Consider the following 13,636-nt stretch of genomic DNA (forward strand, 5'->3'; position numbering starts at 1 on the left):
CAAATGGTGGGATTGCTCTTAGAGTCGGCGTCAACACCGTCCAGGAGGTTCAGGCATGGCCAGCATTCCGTCCCTGCTGCGCGACCGGATCGCGGCGACCCCCGACGCCGAGGCGTACCGATTCCCCTCGGACGACGGCTGGGCCTCGCTGTCGTGGCGCGAGGTGGGCGAGCGCGTGCGCGGGCTGGCCCTGGGCCTGGCCGGGCTGGGCTCGGGGCCCGGCAAGCGGGTGTCGATCCTCTGCTCGACCCGGGTCGAGTGGATCCTGGCCGACCTCGCCGTGCTGGCGACCGGGGCGGCCACGACCACGATCTACCCGTCCAACACGGCGGCCGAGTCGGCGTTCGTCATCACCGACTCCGGCAGCACGATCGTCATCGCCGAGAACGACGACCAGGTGGCCAAGCTCAGGTCCGTCCAGAAGGAGCTGCCCGACGTCACCCACGTCGTGGTCGTCGACGGCTCGCCCAGCGACGACGGCTGGGTGGTCACGCTCGACTCCCTCAGCGGTGAGGGCGACTACGACGCCATGGTGGACGCCATCGCCCAGGACGACCTGGCCACCCTCATCTACACCTCCGGCACCACCGGCCGCCCCAAGGGCGTGGAGCTGACCCACGACAACTGGCTCTACGTCTCCGGGGCCGTCCGCCGGCTCGACCTGCTCTCCGAGTCCGACCTGCACTTCCTGTGGCTGCCGCTGTCGCACTCGTTCGGCAAGCTGCTGGAGGTCGTCATGATCGACATCGGCGTGCCGACCGCGATCGACGGCCGCCTCGACAAGATCGCCGAGAACCTCGGCGTCGTCAGGCCGACGTTCATGGCCGCCGCGCCGCGCATCTTCGAGAAGATCCACAACACGGTCGTGGCCACCGTGCGCCGCGAGGGCGGGGTCAAGCTACGCATCTTCGACTGGGCGAAGCAGACCGGCATCCGGGTCGTCAGGGCCCGCCAGCGCGGGGCGGACATCCCGGTCACCACCCGGGTCGAGCACGCCGTGGCCGACCGCCTGGTCTTCGCCAAGCTCCGCGACCGGTTCGGCGGCCGGATCCGCTTCTTCATCTCCGGCGCCGCCCCGCTCTCGCAGGACATCGCCGAGTTCTTCGACGCGGCGGGCCTGACCATCCTGGAGGGGTACGGGCTGACCGAGTCGTCGGCGGGCAGCTTCCTCAACCGGCAGGAGTCGGTGAAGTTCGGCACGGTCGGGCCGCCGCTGCCCGGCACCGAGGTCCGCATCGCCGACGACGGCGAGGTCCTCATCGGCGGGCGCGGCATCATGCGCGGCTACCACGGGCTGCCGGAGGAGACGGCCGAGGCGCTGGAGGACGGCTGGCTGCACACCGGCGACATCGGCGAACTCGACGAGGCCGGGCGGCTGCGCATCACCGACCGCAAGAAGGAGCTGATCAAGACCTCGGGCGGCAAGTACGTCGCGCCCACGTACCTGGAGGGCCGGATCAAGGCGGCCTGCCCGTACGCGTCGCACGTCTTCGTCCACGGCGACCGGCGCAACTACGTCACGGCGCTGGTCACGCTCGACATGGACGTCGTCAAGCCGTGGGCCGAGGCCGAGGGGCTGCCGTCCGACCCCGAGGAGCTGCGCGAGCACCCGCGCGTGCGCGAGGAGGTCGGGCGGGCCATCGACCAGGTCAACGCCGACCAGGCCAGCTACGCCACGGTCAAGAAGTTCGCGATCCTGGCGGAGGACTTCACCGTGGAGACGGGCGAGCTGACGGCCAGCCTCAAGATCAAGCGCAAGGCCGTCGAGGAGCGCCACGGCAAGACCCTCGACTCCTTCTACGACGGGTGAGCGGTCCCGCCGTGCTCTCCCACCTGCCGGTGCGGCCGAGGCACTGCGACGCCCAGGCCATGATGCACGCCTCCCGGTACTACGAGTACATCGAGGACGCGTTCCTCGACTGGCTCGGGGCCCGCGGCGGTTACGACCGGCTCCGGCGGGAGGGCGCCGACCTGGTGGTCAAGGCGAGCAGGTGCGAGCACCACGCGCCCGCCCGCCTCGGCGACGTGCTGGCCGTGGAGAGCGCGCCGGCCAGGGTCGGCACCACGTCGATCACGATGACGTTCACGATGCGGCGCGGGGACGAGCTGGTGGCCGTCGGGACGGTCACGTACGTGTGCGTCCGCGACGGCCGCTCCGCCCCCCTGCCGGCGTTCCTCACAGGACCCGCTTCGCCCCCGGCAGCGACCGCACCAGGTACGCCAGCCCCCAGCACAGCGGCAGCGCCACCACCAGCATGATCGCGAACTTGACGACCGCGATCGCCTCCAGCGGGCGCAGCGCGTAGCCGATCGCGACCAGCACGAGCGGGTGGACGATGTAGACGGTGAAGGCGTGGTCGGACAGGAACCTCCCGCGCGGCCCCTGCCCGGCGAACCGCTCCCTGAAGAGCACCGTCAGCCCCATGATCATGCTGACCGCGAAGGTGGACTCCCAGGCGGCCGTCACCGCCGAGCTGACCGTCTCGCTGGTCATGGACGAGAGCGGCAGCAGCACGGCGCTCGACACGCCCGCCACCATGAACCCGAGGTACCCCGCCCGCGCGGGCAGCGTCTCGAACCAGCCGCGCCTGAAGGCCACGCACCCGAGCGCGAACATGGCGGCGTACTGCGGCAGGAAGTTCGGCGTCGGCAGCCCGAGCACCGGCACGTAGGTGCCGGTCGGCACCGGAATGCGCCACAGGAACGTGGCCAGGGACAGGCCCAGCACGAACAGCACCACCGAACGGAGCCGCAGCGGCGCGGGGTTCGGATCGGCCGCCGGCCGCCGGCTCCGCCGCCACCACGCGTACGCCAGCGCGAAGACGATCAGCACCTCGGCGAACCACATGGCCCCCGGGTCCCACGAGGCCAGGTAGTACTGCCAGTACGGCAGGTCCGGGTGCTGCGCGAGCCCGCCGAAGTTCACCAGCGGCCGCAGCAGGACGAGGAAGACGAGCAGCGGGATGCCCAGCCGCACCAGCCGGTCCCGCACGAAGGCGCGCGAGCCCTTGCGGTCATAGGAGCCGGGGGTGAAGAAGCCGGAGATGAGGAAGAAGAACCCCATGAAGAACGCCTGGTTGAACACCACCAGGACGTCCAGCGCGACCCCCGACGCGTCCTTGGCGGGCTCGGTGTAGAACCACAGGGGGATGTTCCCGTACGTGACCGCGGCGTGGTGGGCCACCACCAGCGCGGTCAGCGCGATCCGCAGGTTGTCGATCGAGTGGAGCCGGGTCCTGGGCTCGGTCTTCATGCCCTGCACGCCCTTTCGAAGAGGTCGGCGAGCTCGCGCGCGTGCGCGTCGAGGTCGTGGTCGGGATAGGTGGCCCAGTAGCCGAACATGCTGTCCAGGGAGGCCGACACCGAGACGGACATGACGCGGACGTCGAAGTCCCTGAACTCGCCGGTGCGCTGCCCGAGGCGGAAGATCATCTCCAGTGCCCGGTAGATCTCCTCGCTGGTGTGCACGCCGTAGCGGGGCTTGCCGTCGGCGGTGCGCAGGTTGTTGAAGATCTCGCCGAGCGCCAGGATCTTCGAGCGGTGCTTGCGCATGTGCGCGGCGTTGGCCACGAAGTACGTCCGCAGCAGCGCGCCGGCCCCCTCCACGCCCTCCATCGCGGCCATCACGTAGTCGGCGGCCTCCGTGTAGGCCCGGGTGACCACCTCCTCCATCAGCTCGTCCTTGCCGGCGAAGTGGTAGGAGATGACGCCCTTGCTGATGCCCGCGTGCTTGGCGATGCGCGCAAGGGACGCCTGGGCGAACCCGACGTCGGCGATCACCTCCACGGCCGAGGCCACGATCTGCGCGCGCCTGGCCTCCTCGATGAACGACCGCCGCTTCTGGCCGTCCGGCTCATTTTCTGACCGCATGGCCAAAATTTAACACACACGGCCAGAAGCGGCGACGCTCAGGGGCTTCCCGCCTCAGTCCAGGCGACCCGCCGCCCGTCCACCTCCACGTAGACGGGGCTGGTCAGGGCGTACTTGGTGGAGGTCAGCAGGCCGTCGCGGTCAGCGGCTCGTCCAGGGCCGCCCGGGTTCGTCCGCCGGCCGCGCGGCCCCGGCCCGAATGCCCTCCGCCGTGCGGATGTGCACCGCCGCGACCTGGCGAGCGGTTGAGGGGAGTGCCGGCGCCCCGGCGGTGTCAGCCGCGGCGGCGGGGTGGGACGGTGGCGACCATGCCCGAGGTGCGCACCTCCCAAACGCCGCAGGCACACCGCAGGTAGGAGACCGTGCCCTCGGAGGTGCGGTGGGAGGAGACGACGGCCAGGGCCAGGGGGTCGTGCAGGTGGCTGGAGTGCATGTTTCCAATCTGCTGTAATGGCCTTATGCATTTCAACGCTTACGGCGGCAACGGGGCGGCCCTCGCGGCGGCGCTGGTGAACGCGACCGACTTCAGCCCCGAGGCGGTCGAGGCGATGCTGACCGAGCATCGCCTGGTTCGCACCGTTGTCACGGCGGAGCAGGCGGAGGAGTTGCGGGGGTGGGCGGCGCGGCTGTCGCCGGTGTTCGGGGAGCGCGACCAGGACACGCAGATCAAGCTGATCAACGATCTGCTCGACGTCACCGCCTCCAAGCCGTACGTCAGCGCGCACGACGGGCGCGAGCCGCACCTGCACTTCTTCGACCCCAGCGCGGACGTCGTGTCCAGGGCGAAGGACACGACGGCCGGCGGGCTGGCCATGGCCATGTCGTTCGCGGGCAGGCACCGGCTGGGACGGTGCGACCGCGACGGGTGCGAGATCGTCTTCGTCGACACCTCCCGCAACGGGCGGCGCCGGTTCTGCTCGCCGGCCTGCGCCAACCGGGTCAACGTCGCGGCGCATCGGGCGCGTGGCCTTGCGAGGTGATCGAGGCGTCGCATACGCTTTGGTACGTCTTATCGCCGAGCCGTGGGGGCAGTTGACGTGAGGATCTGAGGTCGCGGGCACCGCGCCGTTCCGCCCTGTCATGGGCATGCGCGCACACCTGGACCTCCTGGCGATCCTCCTCGCCCCGGACCCTTCTGCTTGTGTTGCGCGCGTTCGCGGTGATTCCCGCCAAGTCACGAAATTTCGACCTTTGTGACGGGAGCCGCCTTATGTCTTTTTCCATTGTCGTAGATCACGTGTCCTTCGGCTGGCCGGACGGCACCAAGGTGCTCGACGGGCTCGACGCCGCGTTCCCGGCGGGGCGCACCGGGCTCATCGGGACCAACGGGTCGGGCAAGTCCACCCTGCTGAAGATCATGGCGGGGGAGCTGGCCCCTCGGCCCGGATCCGTGTCCGTCTCCGGAGAGATCGGATACCTGCCGCAGAACGTCCCGCTGGGCGCCCGCCGTACCGTGTCGGACCTGCTGGAGATCAGCGCGACGCGGGCGGCGCTGCACGCCATCGAGAGCGGGGACGTGGCCGAGGAGCACTTCGCGGCCGTCGGCGACGACTGGGACGTCGAGGAACGCGCCCGGGCGGAGCTCGACCGGCTCGGGCTGGACCACGTCGGGCTGGACCGCACGGTCGGCACGCTGTCCGGCGGCGAGACCATCATGGTCGCGCTCGCCGCCCAGCTGCTGAAGCGGCCCGAGGTGCTGCTGCTGGACGAGCCCACCAACAACCTCGACCTCGACGCGCGAGAGCGGCTCTACGCCGCGGTCGCCGCCTGGTCGGGCGTGCTGGTGGTGGTCAGCCACGACCGCGCGCTGCTGGAGCTGGTGGACCAGATCGCCGAGCTTCGCGACGGCGTCGTGCGCATGTACGGGGGCAACCTGAGCGCCTACGAGGAGCAGGTCGCCGCCGAGCAGGAGGCCGCCCAGCGGATGGTACGGACCGCGGAGGGCGAGATCCGCCGGCAGCAGCGGGAGCTCATCGAGGCCCGCACCCGGATCGACCGGAGCCGGCGGGTCGGCCGCAAGGCGTTCGAGAACAAGAAGGCGCCGAAGATCGTCGCCAATGCGCTCAAGCGGAAGGCGCAGGTGACGGCGGGCAAGCAGCGCAACCTGGCCATCGAGAAGCTGGAGGAGGCACGTGGACGGCTGACGGAGGCCGAGCAGGGGGTGCGGGACGACGCGGAGATCCGCATCGAGCTGCCGGGCACCGAGGTCCCGGCGGGCCGCACGGTCCTGACCCTTCCCCTCGCCCCCACCTCGCCGGGCGATGGCGCTCCCGGCGCCCCGGCGGCAGGCGTCGCCTGCGAAGCCGGTGCGGAAGAGGGAGCACAGGAGGCGGACGGCGATGGCGGCGTGCGCGGTGTGGTGCTGGAGACGCTGGTGGTGCGCGGTCCCGAGCGGATCGCGTTGCTGGGCCCCAACGGCTCGGGCAAGACCACGCTGCTCAAGCGGATCGTCGAGCACGGCGCCCACGTCCCGGTGCGCTACCTGCCGCAGCGCCTCGACCTCCTGGACGACGCGCTGAGCGTGGTGGACAACGTGCGGGCCGTGGCCCCGTCCGCCTCCGTGAACGACGTCCGGGCCCGCCTGGCGCGCTTCCTGTTCCGGGGCGAGCGGGTCAACCAGGCCGTCGGCACGCTGTCGGGAGGCGAGCGCTTCCGGGCGACGCTGGCCGCACTCCTGTCGGCCGAGCCGCCGCCCCAGCTGCTCCTGCTGGACGAGCCGACGAACAACCTGGACATGGCCAGCGTCCGCCAGCTCTCCCAGGCGCTGAACGCGTACCGGGGGGCGCTCGTCGTGGCCAGCCACGACGTGCCGTTCCTGGAGACGATCGGGATCACCCGGTGGCTGCGACAGGATCGGAATGCCGGACTGTCCGAATCCTGATTGACGGGTAGGGACCAACCGGACGATAGTGTGACAGGTGGCTGGACCCCGGTTGATCTCCTGTGTTCTCGCCCTGGCAACCCTCACGCTCGGCGCGTGCTCCTCGGCGTTACCGTCCCCGACCGGAGGCGAGCCGAAGGTCAGCGGTGTGGCCGGCGGCAACGGCGGCGGCGTGCCCGCCGGCGGCGGCACGGTGGCGGGCACCCCGAGCCCGGCCGCGCTCACGCCCGAGGCCTACAAGGGCGAGCTCCAGAGCAGGCACAAGCCGATGGCGGACGCCATCAGCGCCCTGGCCGGCGCGCGCGGGGTCAAGGCCCTGGATCAGCGCGTCGGCCGCGCTGAGGAGGCGCTGAGCGGGGCGGCGGACGCGCTGGCCGCCATCACCCCGCCCGACGCCGTACGGCCCCAGCACGAGGCGTACGTGGCCGGCCTGCGCGACCTGGCCGGCGAGCTGGGCTCCACGGCGGGCAAGGTCGGCGCGCGCAACCTGTGCACGTCCTCGGCCGTCCTCGTCGACCTCGCCGACAAGCTGGCCGCCCTCGACAAGGCGGGCGCGGCCCTGCAGAGCGCCGGCGACTACCCGGCCGACGTCGTGAGCGTGAAGGCCGGCAAGAAGCAGACCAGGCGGCTGAAGAACGGCTCGTTCATCAAGAGGGCCACCTTCAACGGCCGCAGCTCGCTGGAGGTCGACAACGGCGGCACCCGCGACGCCGTGGTGACCATCATGAAGGGCGGGAGCAAGTCCTTCAGCGTGTACGTGCGCAAGAACGCCAAGTTCAAGGTCAAGGGCGTGCGCGACGGCAGCTACAAGATCTACTTCACGCACGGCGTGGACTGGGACGGCAAGAGCAAGTCGTTCACGCGGAACTGCAGCTTCGAGAGGTTCCAGAAGACGGTGACGTTCAAGACGACGTTCACCGCCACGCAGATCCGCTGGCACGACTGGCGGGTCACGCTGCACGCGATCGCGGGCGGCAACGCCCGCACCTCGCCCGTGGACCCCGACGACTTCCCGGGCTGACCCGCCCGTCCGGGCTCGGAACGCGCGAGGGCCGCGCACCCCCACCGGTGCGCGGCCCCCGTCGAAGGTCAGGCGTCGAAGATCAGGTCGAGAACAGCATGCCCACCCAGCTGCGCTGCCGGTGGTGGTGACCGCCGTAGTGGCCGCCGTGCGGGGCGCCCCAGGCCGGGCCGGGAGCGGGGGGCGGCGGGGGAGCCGCGTGGTACTGAGACTCCATCCGGGTCAGCGTCTCGAGCTCGCCGTAGTCGAGGAAGATCCCCCGGCAGTTGTCGCACTGCTCGATGTGAACGCCGTTGCGCTCATAGGTCCGCATGTTCCCGCGGCACTTGGGGCACTGCATCTAGGTCGCTCTCCTTGGGCTTCGAGGTCTCAGGTTGAAACCTACCGCGCGCAACCCCGTCACGCTCGGACGATTCTGTTGCACGACTCGACCAACGAATGTTCGACCTCGTCCAGTTCCCGGCCGTCGCGCTCGGCGTTGACGACGGCCACCGCGGCGAGCTGGACGGTCAGCGCCCTGGCGGGGACGTCGAGCCGCCGCCACGGGTCGTCGCCCCGGCCGAGCGCGGGTCCGCCGGAGGCCAGGTAGGCCCCCAGGAACCGCTCCCAGACGGCCGGGTCGAGCAGCCCGGCGGCGTACCAGGCGGCCGGCCTGGCCAGGTCCCACGCCGGGTCGCCGACGCCCAGGTCGTCGACGTCGATGAGCAGCCAGTCGTCGCGGTGGACGAGCTGGCCCAGGTGCCAGTCGCCGTGCGTGAGCAGGCCGGGCAGCGGGTCGGGCTCGGGCAGTTCCTCGAAGGCCCGCCTGATGAGCTGCTCCACCGGGCCGTCGCCGGTCATCCGGCCCACCGCCCTGGCGGCCCGCGCGGGCCCGCCGGCGGCGGGCAGGCCGGGCAGCAGGGTGAGGGGGACGGCGTGCAGCCTGGCCAGCAGCCTGGCGCCCTCCTCCCAGGGCGCGGCGTCCGGGTCGTCCTGCGCGACCGGCCGGCCGGCGGGCCAGACCGTCACCGCGCGGCCCGCGACCGACAGCACCTGGGGGTCGAGCGGGGCCAGCATCACGCCGGTCACGGCGGCCGACGCCGCGCCCCGCAACCGGATCCGCAACGCCTCCACGTCGTCACGCCGGGAGTGGGCCTTGACCACGACCTCGCCCCTGCGTAACACCACCACGTCCGTACGCGTCGGATGGAGCACGGGCTCGCCGGCCCCTCCGTACGCCTCGGCGATCCCCGCCAGCTCCTCCTGCAGACCCACTCGTACAGACTACGGGGGCTCGGCTTCCTCTCCGCGGCCGGCGCCGGGAGATTCCCGCCCCCAGGCAGCCGCACGGTAACGCGGAGTCAGCGGCTGCGTACCATGTTCTCTCCTGAGGGTTCTCTCCTGAGGTTGAATGAGTCTCCACGCTCAAGGAGGTTCGGTGAGAGTCGGTTTCGCAGTGCCCCAGTCAGGCCCGTGGGCGACCCCGGAGAACATGCGCCGCGTCGCCAGGCGGGCGGAGGAGCTCGGCTACCACGAGCTGTGGACGTTCCAGCGGCTGCTGTACCCCGTCGGGCACCCGATGGGGCCGACGTACCGCAGCGTGCACGACCCGCTGATCACGCTGGCCCACCTCGCGGGCGTGACGGAGCGGATCCGGCTCGGCGTGGCCGTCGTCAACGCGTACGTGCAGCCGGTCGTGCTGGCCAAGCAGCTGGCCACGCTCCAGACCGTGTCCGGCGGGCGGCTCACGGCGGGGCTCGGGCTGGGCTGGCTGCCGGAGGAGTTCGAGGCGGCGGGTGCCGGCATGGAGCGGCGGGGGCGCAGGAGCGAGGAGTTCGTCGAGGTGCTGCGCAAGGCCTGGGCCGACGACGTGGTCGAGCACCACGGCGAGTTCTACCGGGTGCCGCCGTCCCACATCGACCCCAAGCCCGTGCCGGGGCCGCCGCCGATCCTGCTGGGCGGCACCGCCGAGGTCGCGCTGCGCCGCGCCGCCCGGCTGGCCGACGGGTGGGTGAGCTCCAGCAGGGAGGACCTGTCCGCGATCGCCGAGCGGGTGGGGCTCATCAAGGAGACGCTGGCGGACTCGGGGCGCGACGCGGCCGCGTTCCGCTTCGTCTGCCGCGGCGTCACGCAGGTCCGGGCGGCCGGCGACCGGCCCCTGACGGGCACGTACGACAAGATCAGGAGCGATGTGGACGCGCTGGCCGCCAGTGGCGTGACGGACGTGTTCCACGACCTCGCCTTCGACCGCGAGTTCGTCACGCTCGAGGCCGGGGAGGCGATGCGCCGGGCTGAGGAGGCGCTGGAGGCGCTGGCCCCCTAGCCCCAGCCGCCGTACGGGACCGTGATGATCTCCAGGTTGTGGCCGTTGGGGTCGGACCAGTAGAGGCCGCGGCCGCCGTCGTGGGTGTTGATCCGCTCCGGCTGCGTGTGGTGCGGATCGGCCCAGTACGTCAGGCCGCGGCTCTTGATCCGGTCCCAGATCTGGTCGAACTCCTCCTCGCTGACCAGGAACGCGTAATGCTGCGGCACCACGGCCTCGCCCGCCTGGACGACGTCGAGCGAGACGTCGTTGCCGAGCGAGACCACGCGGAACGGCCCGTACACGGGCGCCGGCTCCAGGCCGAGGACGTCCACCAGGAAGGCGGCGGTCGCGTCCCTGTCCTTCGCCTGCACGATGGTGTGATTCAGCTGGACGGACATACCTGCAGGCTACGTCAGGGGCTGGAGCTCGCGCAGTCGCAGCGCCTCCCCGGCCACCGCGTGGCGCAGCTCGCGGATGCCGTCCCGCCCGCGTACGGGGTGGACGGCGTTCGTCAGCAGCACCACGGTCAGCCCGCGGGCCGGATCGACCACCAGCGAGGTGCCGGTGAAGCCGGAGTGCCCGAAGGCGCCGCTCAGGGGGCCGGCGATGGCCGGGTCGCCGATCCGCACGCCCAGCCCGTGCCGGAACGCGGCCCCCTCGGCGCCCTGGTCGCGCAGCATCTCGGCCACGCTCTCCGGCCGCAGCACGCCGCCGTCCTGCCGGGTCGCGCCCAGCCGCAGCGCCTCGCCGAAGGCCAGCAGGTCCCCGGCCGTGGCGAACAGCCCGGCGTGCCCCGCCACGCCGCCCAGCGCGTACGCCGTCTCGTCGTGGACCTCCCCGCGCACGCAGCCCGGTCCGGGCCGCTCCGGCTTCCACTCGGTGGCGGCGACCCGCGAAAGCGTGGCCGCCCGCGGCGGCGCGACGGGCCGGTAGCCGGTGTCGGCCAGGCCGAGCACGTCCGTGACCCGGGCGCGGACCAGCGCGTCGAGCGGCGCGCCGCCCGCCAGCTCGGCGACCCGGCCGGCGATGACCAGGCCGACGTCGCTGTAGAGGTACGGGCCGCCGACCGGATGGGCGATCGGCGTGCGCAGCATGGCCTCCATGCGTTCGGAGGCGTCCGCGTCCGGCAGTTCCAGGTCGATGCGGCGGGTCGGGGGCAGGCCCGCCGTGTGCGTGAGCAGGCGGCGCGGCGTGACCCTCGGGTCGTGCCCCGGTATCCAGGCGGCCACCGGCTCGTCCAGGCCGATCGTGCCCTCCTCGGCCAGCGAGAGCAGCACGGCCGTGGTGAAGAGCTTGCTGATGGAGGCCAGATCGAAGATCGAGTCGTGCCCGGCGGGCGGGCGCTCCGCGGCCAGGGTCCCCTCGGCGTCGGCGTAGCGTACGAGCTCGCCGGTGGCGGCCGCGGCGGCCACGGAGCCGTCCACGGCGACCAGCGCGACCGCGGCGGCGCACACGCGCGGCACCGCGCCCGCCAGGACCGCCCCCAGCCGGTCGGTCATCCCCGTCCCCTCAGCCGCTCAGCGCGTCGCTGAGGCGCTCCCCGTGCGACTCCAGCAGCGCTCGTGCCCCCTCCGCGTCGAGCCCGTGCTGGATCATCAGCACGGCGATCTTCGCCTGCCCGCCGGCCGCGTCCAGCGCGGTCTCGGCCGTCTCCAGGTCGGCGCCGGTGATGTCGCTGACCATGCGCAGCGCGCGCCCGGCCAGCTTGTTGTTCATCGCCGACATCTCGATCATCTTGTTGCCGTAGGTACGGCCCAGCTTGACCATCGAGATCGTGGAGATCATGTTGAGCACGAGCTTCTGGGCCGTGCCCGCCTTGAGCCGGGTCGATCCGGTCACCACCTCGGGTCCCACGACCACCTCGATCGCGTGCTCGGCGGCGGCCGACAGCGGCGCGCCGTCGTTGCACGACAGGCCGACGGTGAGCGCGCCCCGGGAGGCCGCCTCCGCCAGCGCGCCCAGGACGAAAGGAGCCCGGCCGCTGGCGGACACGCCCACCACCGAGTCGAGCGGTCCCACCTCCAGGTCCTTCAACGCGGCGGCGCCCGCCTCGGAGTCGTCCTCCGCTCCCTCGACCGACCGGGTGAGCGCGTCGGGCCCGCCGGCGATGACGCCCTGCACCAGCGACGGATCGGTGCCGAACGTGGGCGGGCACTCGCTGGCGTCGAGCACGGCCAGCCGGCCCGAGGTGCCGGCTCCGACGTACAGCAGCCGGCCGCCCTCTGCCATCCTGGCGGAGATCGCGTCGATGGCGGCCGAGATCGCCGGGATGGCCACCGCCACGGCGGCGGGCACGGCGGCGTCGGCCTGGTTCATGAGCCGGGCGATCTGCTCGGTCGGCAGCCGGTCGATCTGGCTGTAGCGGGGATCGCTCTGCTCGGTGGACAGCTCGGGTAGCGGATCAATCATGACGCTAATTTCCACCCTCTCCTTCACACTTGTAAATATCTTTCAGACAATGGCTTTCATGCCACACGTACGCACCGGAGCCGAACGGCTGGCCGTGGATACCGCACTCGCGGGCGGAACCCGCCTCGGCCTGATCACGAACCCCACCGGAGTCCTGCCCGATCTCACTCCCACCGCGGACGCGCTGCTGGCCGCAGGACTGAACCTGACGGCCCTGTTCGGCCCCGAGCACGGCATGCGCGGCACCGCCCAGGCGGCCGGCAGCGAGGCCGACACGGTGGACGAGAGGACCGGGCTGCCGGTCTACGACACGCACAAGCTCGAGGGCGAGGCGCTCGACCGGACGATCGCGGGGTCGGGCGTGGACACGCTCGTGTTCGACATCGCCGACGTGGGCACGCGCTTCTACACCTACGTCTGGACGATGTACGACCTGATGGCGTCGGCCGCCCGGCTCGGGCTGAGGTTCGTGGTCCTGGACCGGCCCAACCCGCTCGGCGGGACCGTCCAGGAGGGTCCGGCGCTCGACCCGGCGTTCGCGAGCTTCGTGGGCCGCTTCCCGCTGCCGGTCCGGCACGGCAGGACGGCGGGGGAGCTGGCCACGCTGTTCGGGTTCGACGTGGACCTGCGCGTGATCGAGATGGAGGGCTGGCGGCGCGACATGACGTTCGCCGAGACGGGGCTGCCCTGGGTGATGCCCTCGGTCAACATGCCGACCCCGGACACCGCGCTGGTCTACCCCGGCACGGGCCTGTTCGAGGGCACGAACTTCTCCGAGGGGCGCGGCACGACCAGGCCGTTCGAGCTGATCGGCGCCCCGTACGCCGACGCGCGGTTCGCCCCGGCGCTGGCCGCGCTGGACCTGCCGGGCGTGCGGTTCAGGGAGACGTGGTTCATGCCCACCTTCCACAAGCACGCGGGCGTCGCCGTGCGCGGCGTCCAGCTCCACGTGCACGACCGCGAGGCGTTCCGGCCCGTCCTGACGGGCCTGTCCATGCTGTACGTGGCCCGCACCCTCTACCCGGACGACCTGCGCTGGTGGGGCCCCGACCTGTTCATGGACCACCTGTGGGGCTCCGACAGCCTGACCCGCTGCCTGGACGCCGGCGAGGACCCCCGGGGCCTCTGCCCGCCGCCGGGAAAGCCGGAAGGACGACTCATCTACGAGTGA

General features: G+C 71.9%; 15 protein-coding genes. 7 read left to right on the top strand and 8 right to left on the bottom strand.

Features of this window, described 5'->3' with window-relative positions; genetic code table 11:
* The first annotated feature begins 55 nt into the window (after positions 1-55).
* Positions 56-1,810, top strand: coding sequence for an AMP-dependent synthetase/ligase (locus HD596_RS33575; RefSeq protein ID WP_185073238.1), 1,755 nt, complete (start codon positions 56-58; stop codon positions 1,808-1,810).
* Positions 1,807-2,259: an acyl-CoA thioesterase gene (locus HD596_RS33580; protein WP_185073239.1), complete on the top strand. Its 453-nt coding sequence runs from the start codon at positions 1,807-1,809 to the stop codon at positions 2,257-2,259. Before HD596_RS33575 ends, HD596_RS33580 begins: the two co-directional genes overlap by 4 nt.
* On the opposite strand, the gene HD596_RS33585 is transcribed toward HD596_RS33580, so the two are convergent.
* The 3 genes from HD596_RS33585 to HD596_RS33595 all read right to left on the bottom strand — a co-directional run bounded on the left by HD596_RS33585 (position 2,177) and on the right by HD596_RS33595 (position 4,303).
* Complete coding sequence (locus tag HD596_RS33585; RefSeq protein WP_185073240.1) at positions 2,177-3,253, bottom strand: acyltransferase family protein; 1,077 nt, start codon at positions 3,251-3,253, stop codon at positions 2,177-2,179. The genes HD596_RS33580 and HD596_RS33585 overlap by 83 nt on opposite strands.
* The gene (locus tag HD596_RS33590) at positions 3,250-3,870 is read right to left on the bottom strand and encodes a TetR/AcrR family transcriptional regulator (RefSeq protein WP_185073241.1); all 621 of its coding nucleotides are present in this window, start codon (positions 3,868-3,870) and stop codon (positions 3,250-3,252) included. Before HD596_RS33590 ends, HD596_RS33585 begins: the two co-directional genes overlap by 4 nt.
* 274 nt (positions 3,871-4,144) lie before the next feature.
* Positions 4,145-4,303: a hypothetical protein gene (locus HD596_RS33595; RefSeq protein ID WP_185073242.1), complete on the bottom strand. Its 159-nt coding sequence runs from the start codon at positions 4,301-4,303 to the stop codon at positions 4,145-4,147.
* A gap of 25 nt (positions 4,304-4,328) precedes the next feature.
* Here HD596_RS33595 and HD596_RS33600 point away from each other — a divergent pair, with 25 nt between their 5' ends.
* From HD596_RS33600 to HD596_RS33610, 3 genes are all read left to right on the top strand, one after another.
* The gene (locus tag HD596_RS33600; RefSeq protein WP_185073243.1) at positions 4,329-4,850 is read left to right on the top strand and encodes a CGNR zinc finger domain-containing protein; all 522 of its coding nucleotides are present in this window, start codon (positions 4,329-4,331) and stop codon (positions 4,848-4,850) included.
* Between the two features lie 230 nt (positions 4,851-5,080).
* Positions 5,081-6,751, top strand: a complete 1,671-nt coding sequence (locus HD596_RS33605; RefSeq protein WP_185073244.1) for an ABC-F family ATP-binding cassette domain-containing protein — start codon at positions 5,081-5,083, stop codon at positions 6,749-6,751.
* A gap of 37 nt (positions 6,752-6,788) precedes the next feature.
* Positions 6,789-7,772: a hypothetical protein gene (locus HD596_RS33610; protein ID WP_185073245.1), complete on the top strand. Its 984-nt coding sequence runs from the start codon at positions 6,789-6,791 to the stop codon at positions 7,770-7,772.
* Positions 7,773-7,854: 82 nt separating this feature from the next.
* Here HD596_RS33610 and HD596_RS33615 read toward each other — a convergent pair whose 3' ends face one another.
* Complete coding sequence (locus HD596_RS33615) at positions 7,855-8,112, bottom strand: TFIIB-type zinc ribbon-containing protein (RefSeq protein ID WP_185073246.1); 258 nt, start codon at positions 8,110-8,112, stop codon at positions 7,855-7,857.
* 59 nt (positions 8,113-8,171) lie between these two features.
* Positions 8,172-9,026, bottom strand: coding sequence for a phosphotransferase (locus tag HD596_RS33620; protein ID WP_185073247.1), 855 nt, complete (start codon positions 9,024-9,026; stop codon positions 8,172-8,174).
* Positions 9,027-9,189: 163 nt separating this feature from the next.
* Between HD596_RS33620 and HD596_RS33625 the strand changes: the two genes are divergently transcribed.
* The gene (locus HD596_RS33625) at positions 9,190-10,074 is read left to right on the top strand and encodes a TIGR03619 family F420-dependent LLM class oxidoreductase (protein WP_185073248.1); all 885 of its coding nucleotides are present in this window, start codon (positions 9,190-9,192) and stop codon (positions 10,072-10,074) included.
* Here HD596_RS33625 and HD596_RS33630 read toward each other — a convergent pair.
* Genes HD596_RS33630 through murQ form a run of 3 tightly spaced genes read right to left on the bottom strand, consistent with a single transcriptional unit; the run spans position 10,071 to position 12,465 of the window.
* The gene (locus HD596_RS33630) at positions 10,071-10,454 is read right to left on the bottom strand and encodes a VOC family protein (RefSeq protein WP_185073249.1); all 384 of its coding nucleotides are present in this window, start codon (positions 10,452-10,454) and stop codon (positions 10,071-10,073) included. The genes HD596_RS33625 and HD596_RS33630 overlap by 4 nt on opposite strands.
* Before the next feature lie 9 nt (positions 10,455-10,463).
* Positions 10,464-11,555 carry a serine hydrolase domain-containing protein gene (locus HD596_RS33635; RefSeq protein ID WP_185073250.1) on the bottom strand — a complete coding sequence of 364 codons (1,092 nt, stop codon included), beginning with the start codon at positions 11,553-11,555 and terminating at the stop codon, positions 10,464-10,466.
* 10 nt (positions 11,556-11,565) lie between these two features.
* Entirely contained in the window at positions 11,566-12,465 is a 900-nt protein-coding gene (gene murQ, locus HD596_RS33640) for an N-acetylmuramic acid 6-phosphate etherase (RefSeq protein ID WP_185073251.1), read from the bottom strand.
* Positions 12,466-12,523: 58 nt separating this feature from the next.
* Between murQ and HD596_RS33645 the strand changes: the two genes are divergently transcribed.
* Complete coding sequence (locus HD596_RS33645) at positions 12,524-13,636, top strand: exo-beta-N-acetylmuramidase NamZ family protein (RefSeq protein ID WP_185073252.1); 1,113 nt, start codon at positions 12,524-12,526, stop codon at positions 13,634-13,636.

Source organism: Nonomuraea jabiensis (genome assembly GCF_014204795.1).
Lineage (GTDB): Bacteria > Actinomycetota > Actinomycetes > Streptosporangiales > Streptosporangiaceae > Nonomuraea > Nonomuraea jabiensis.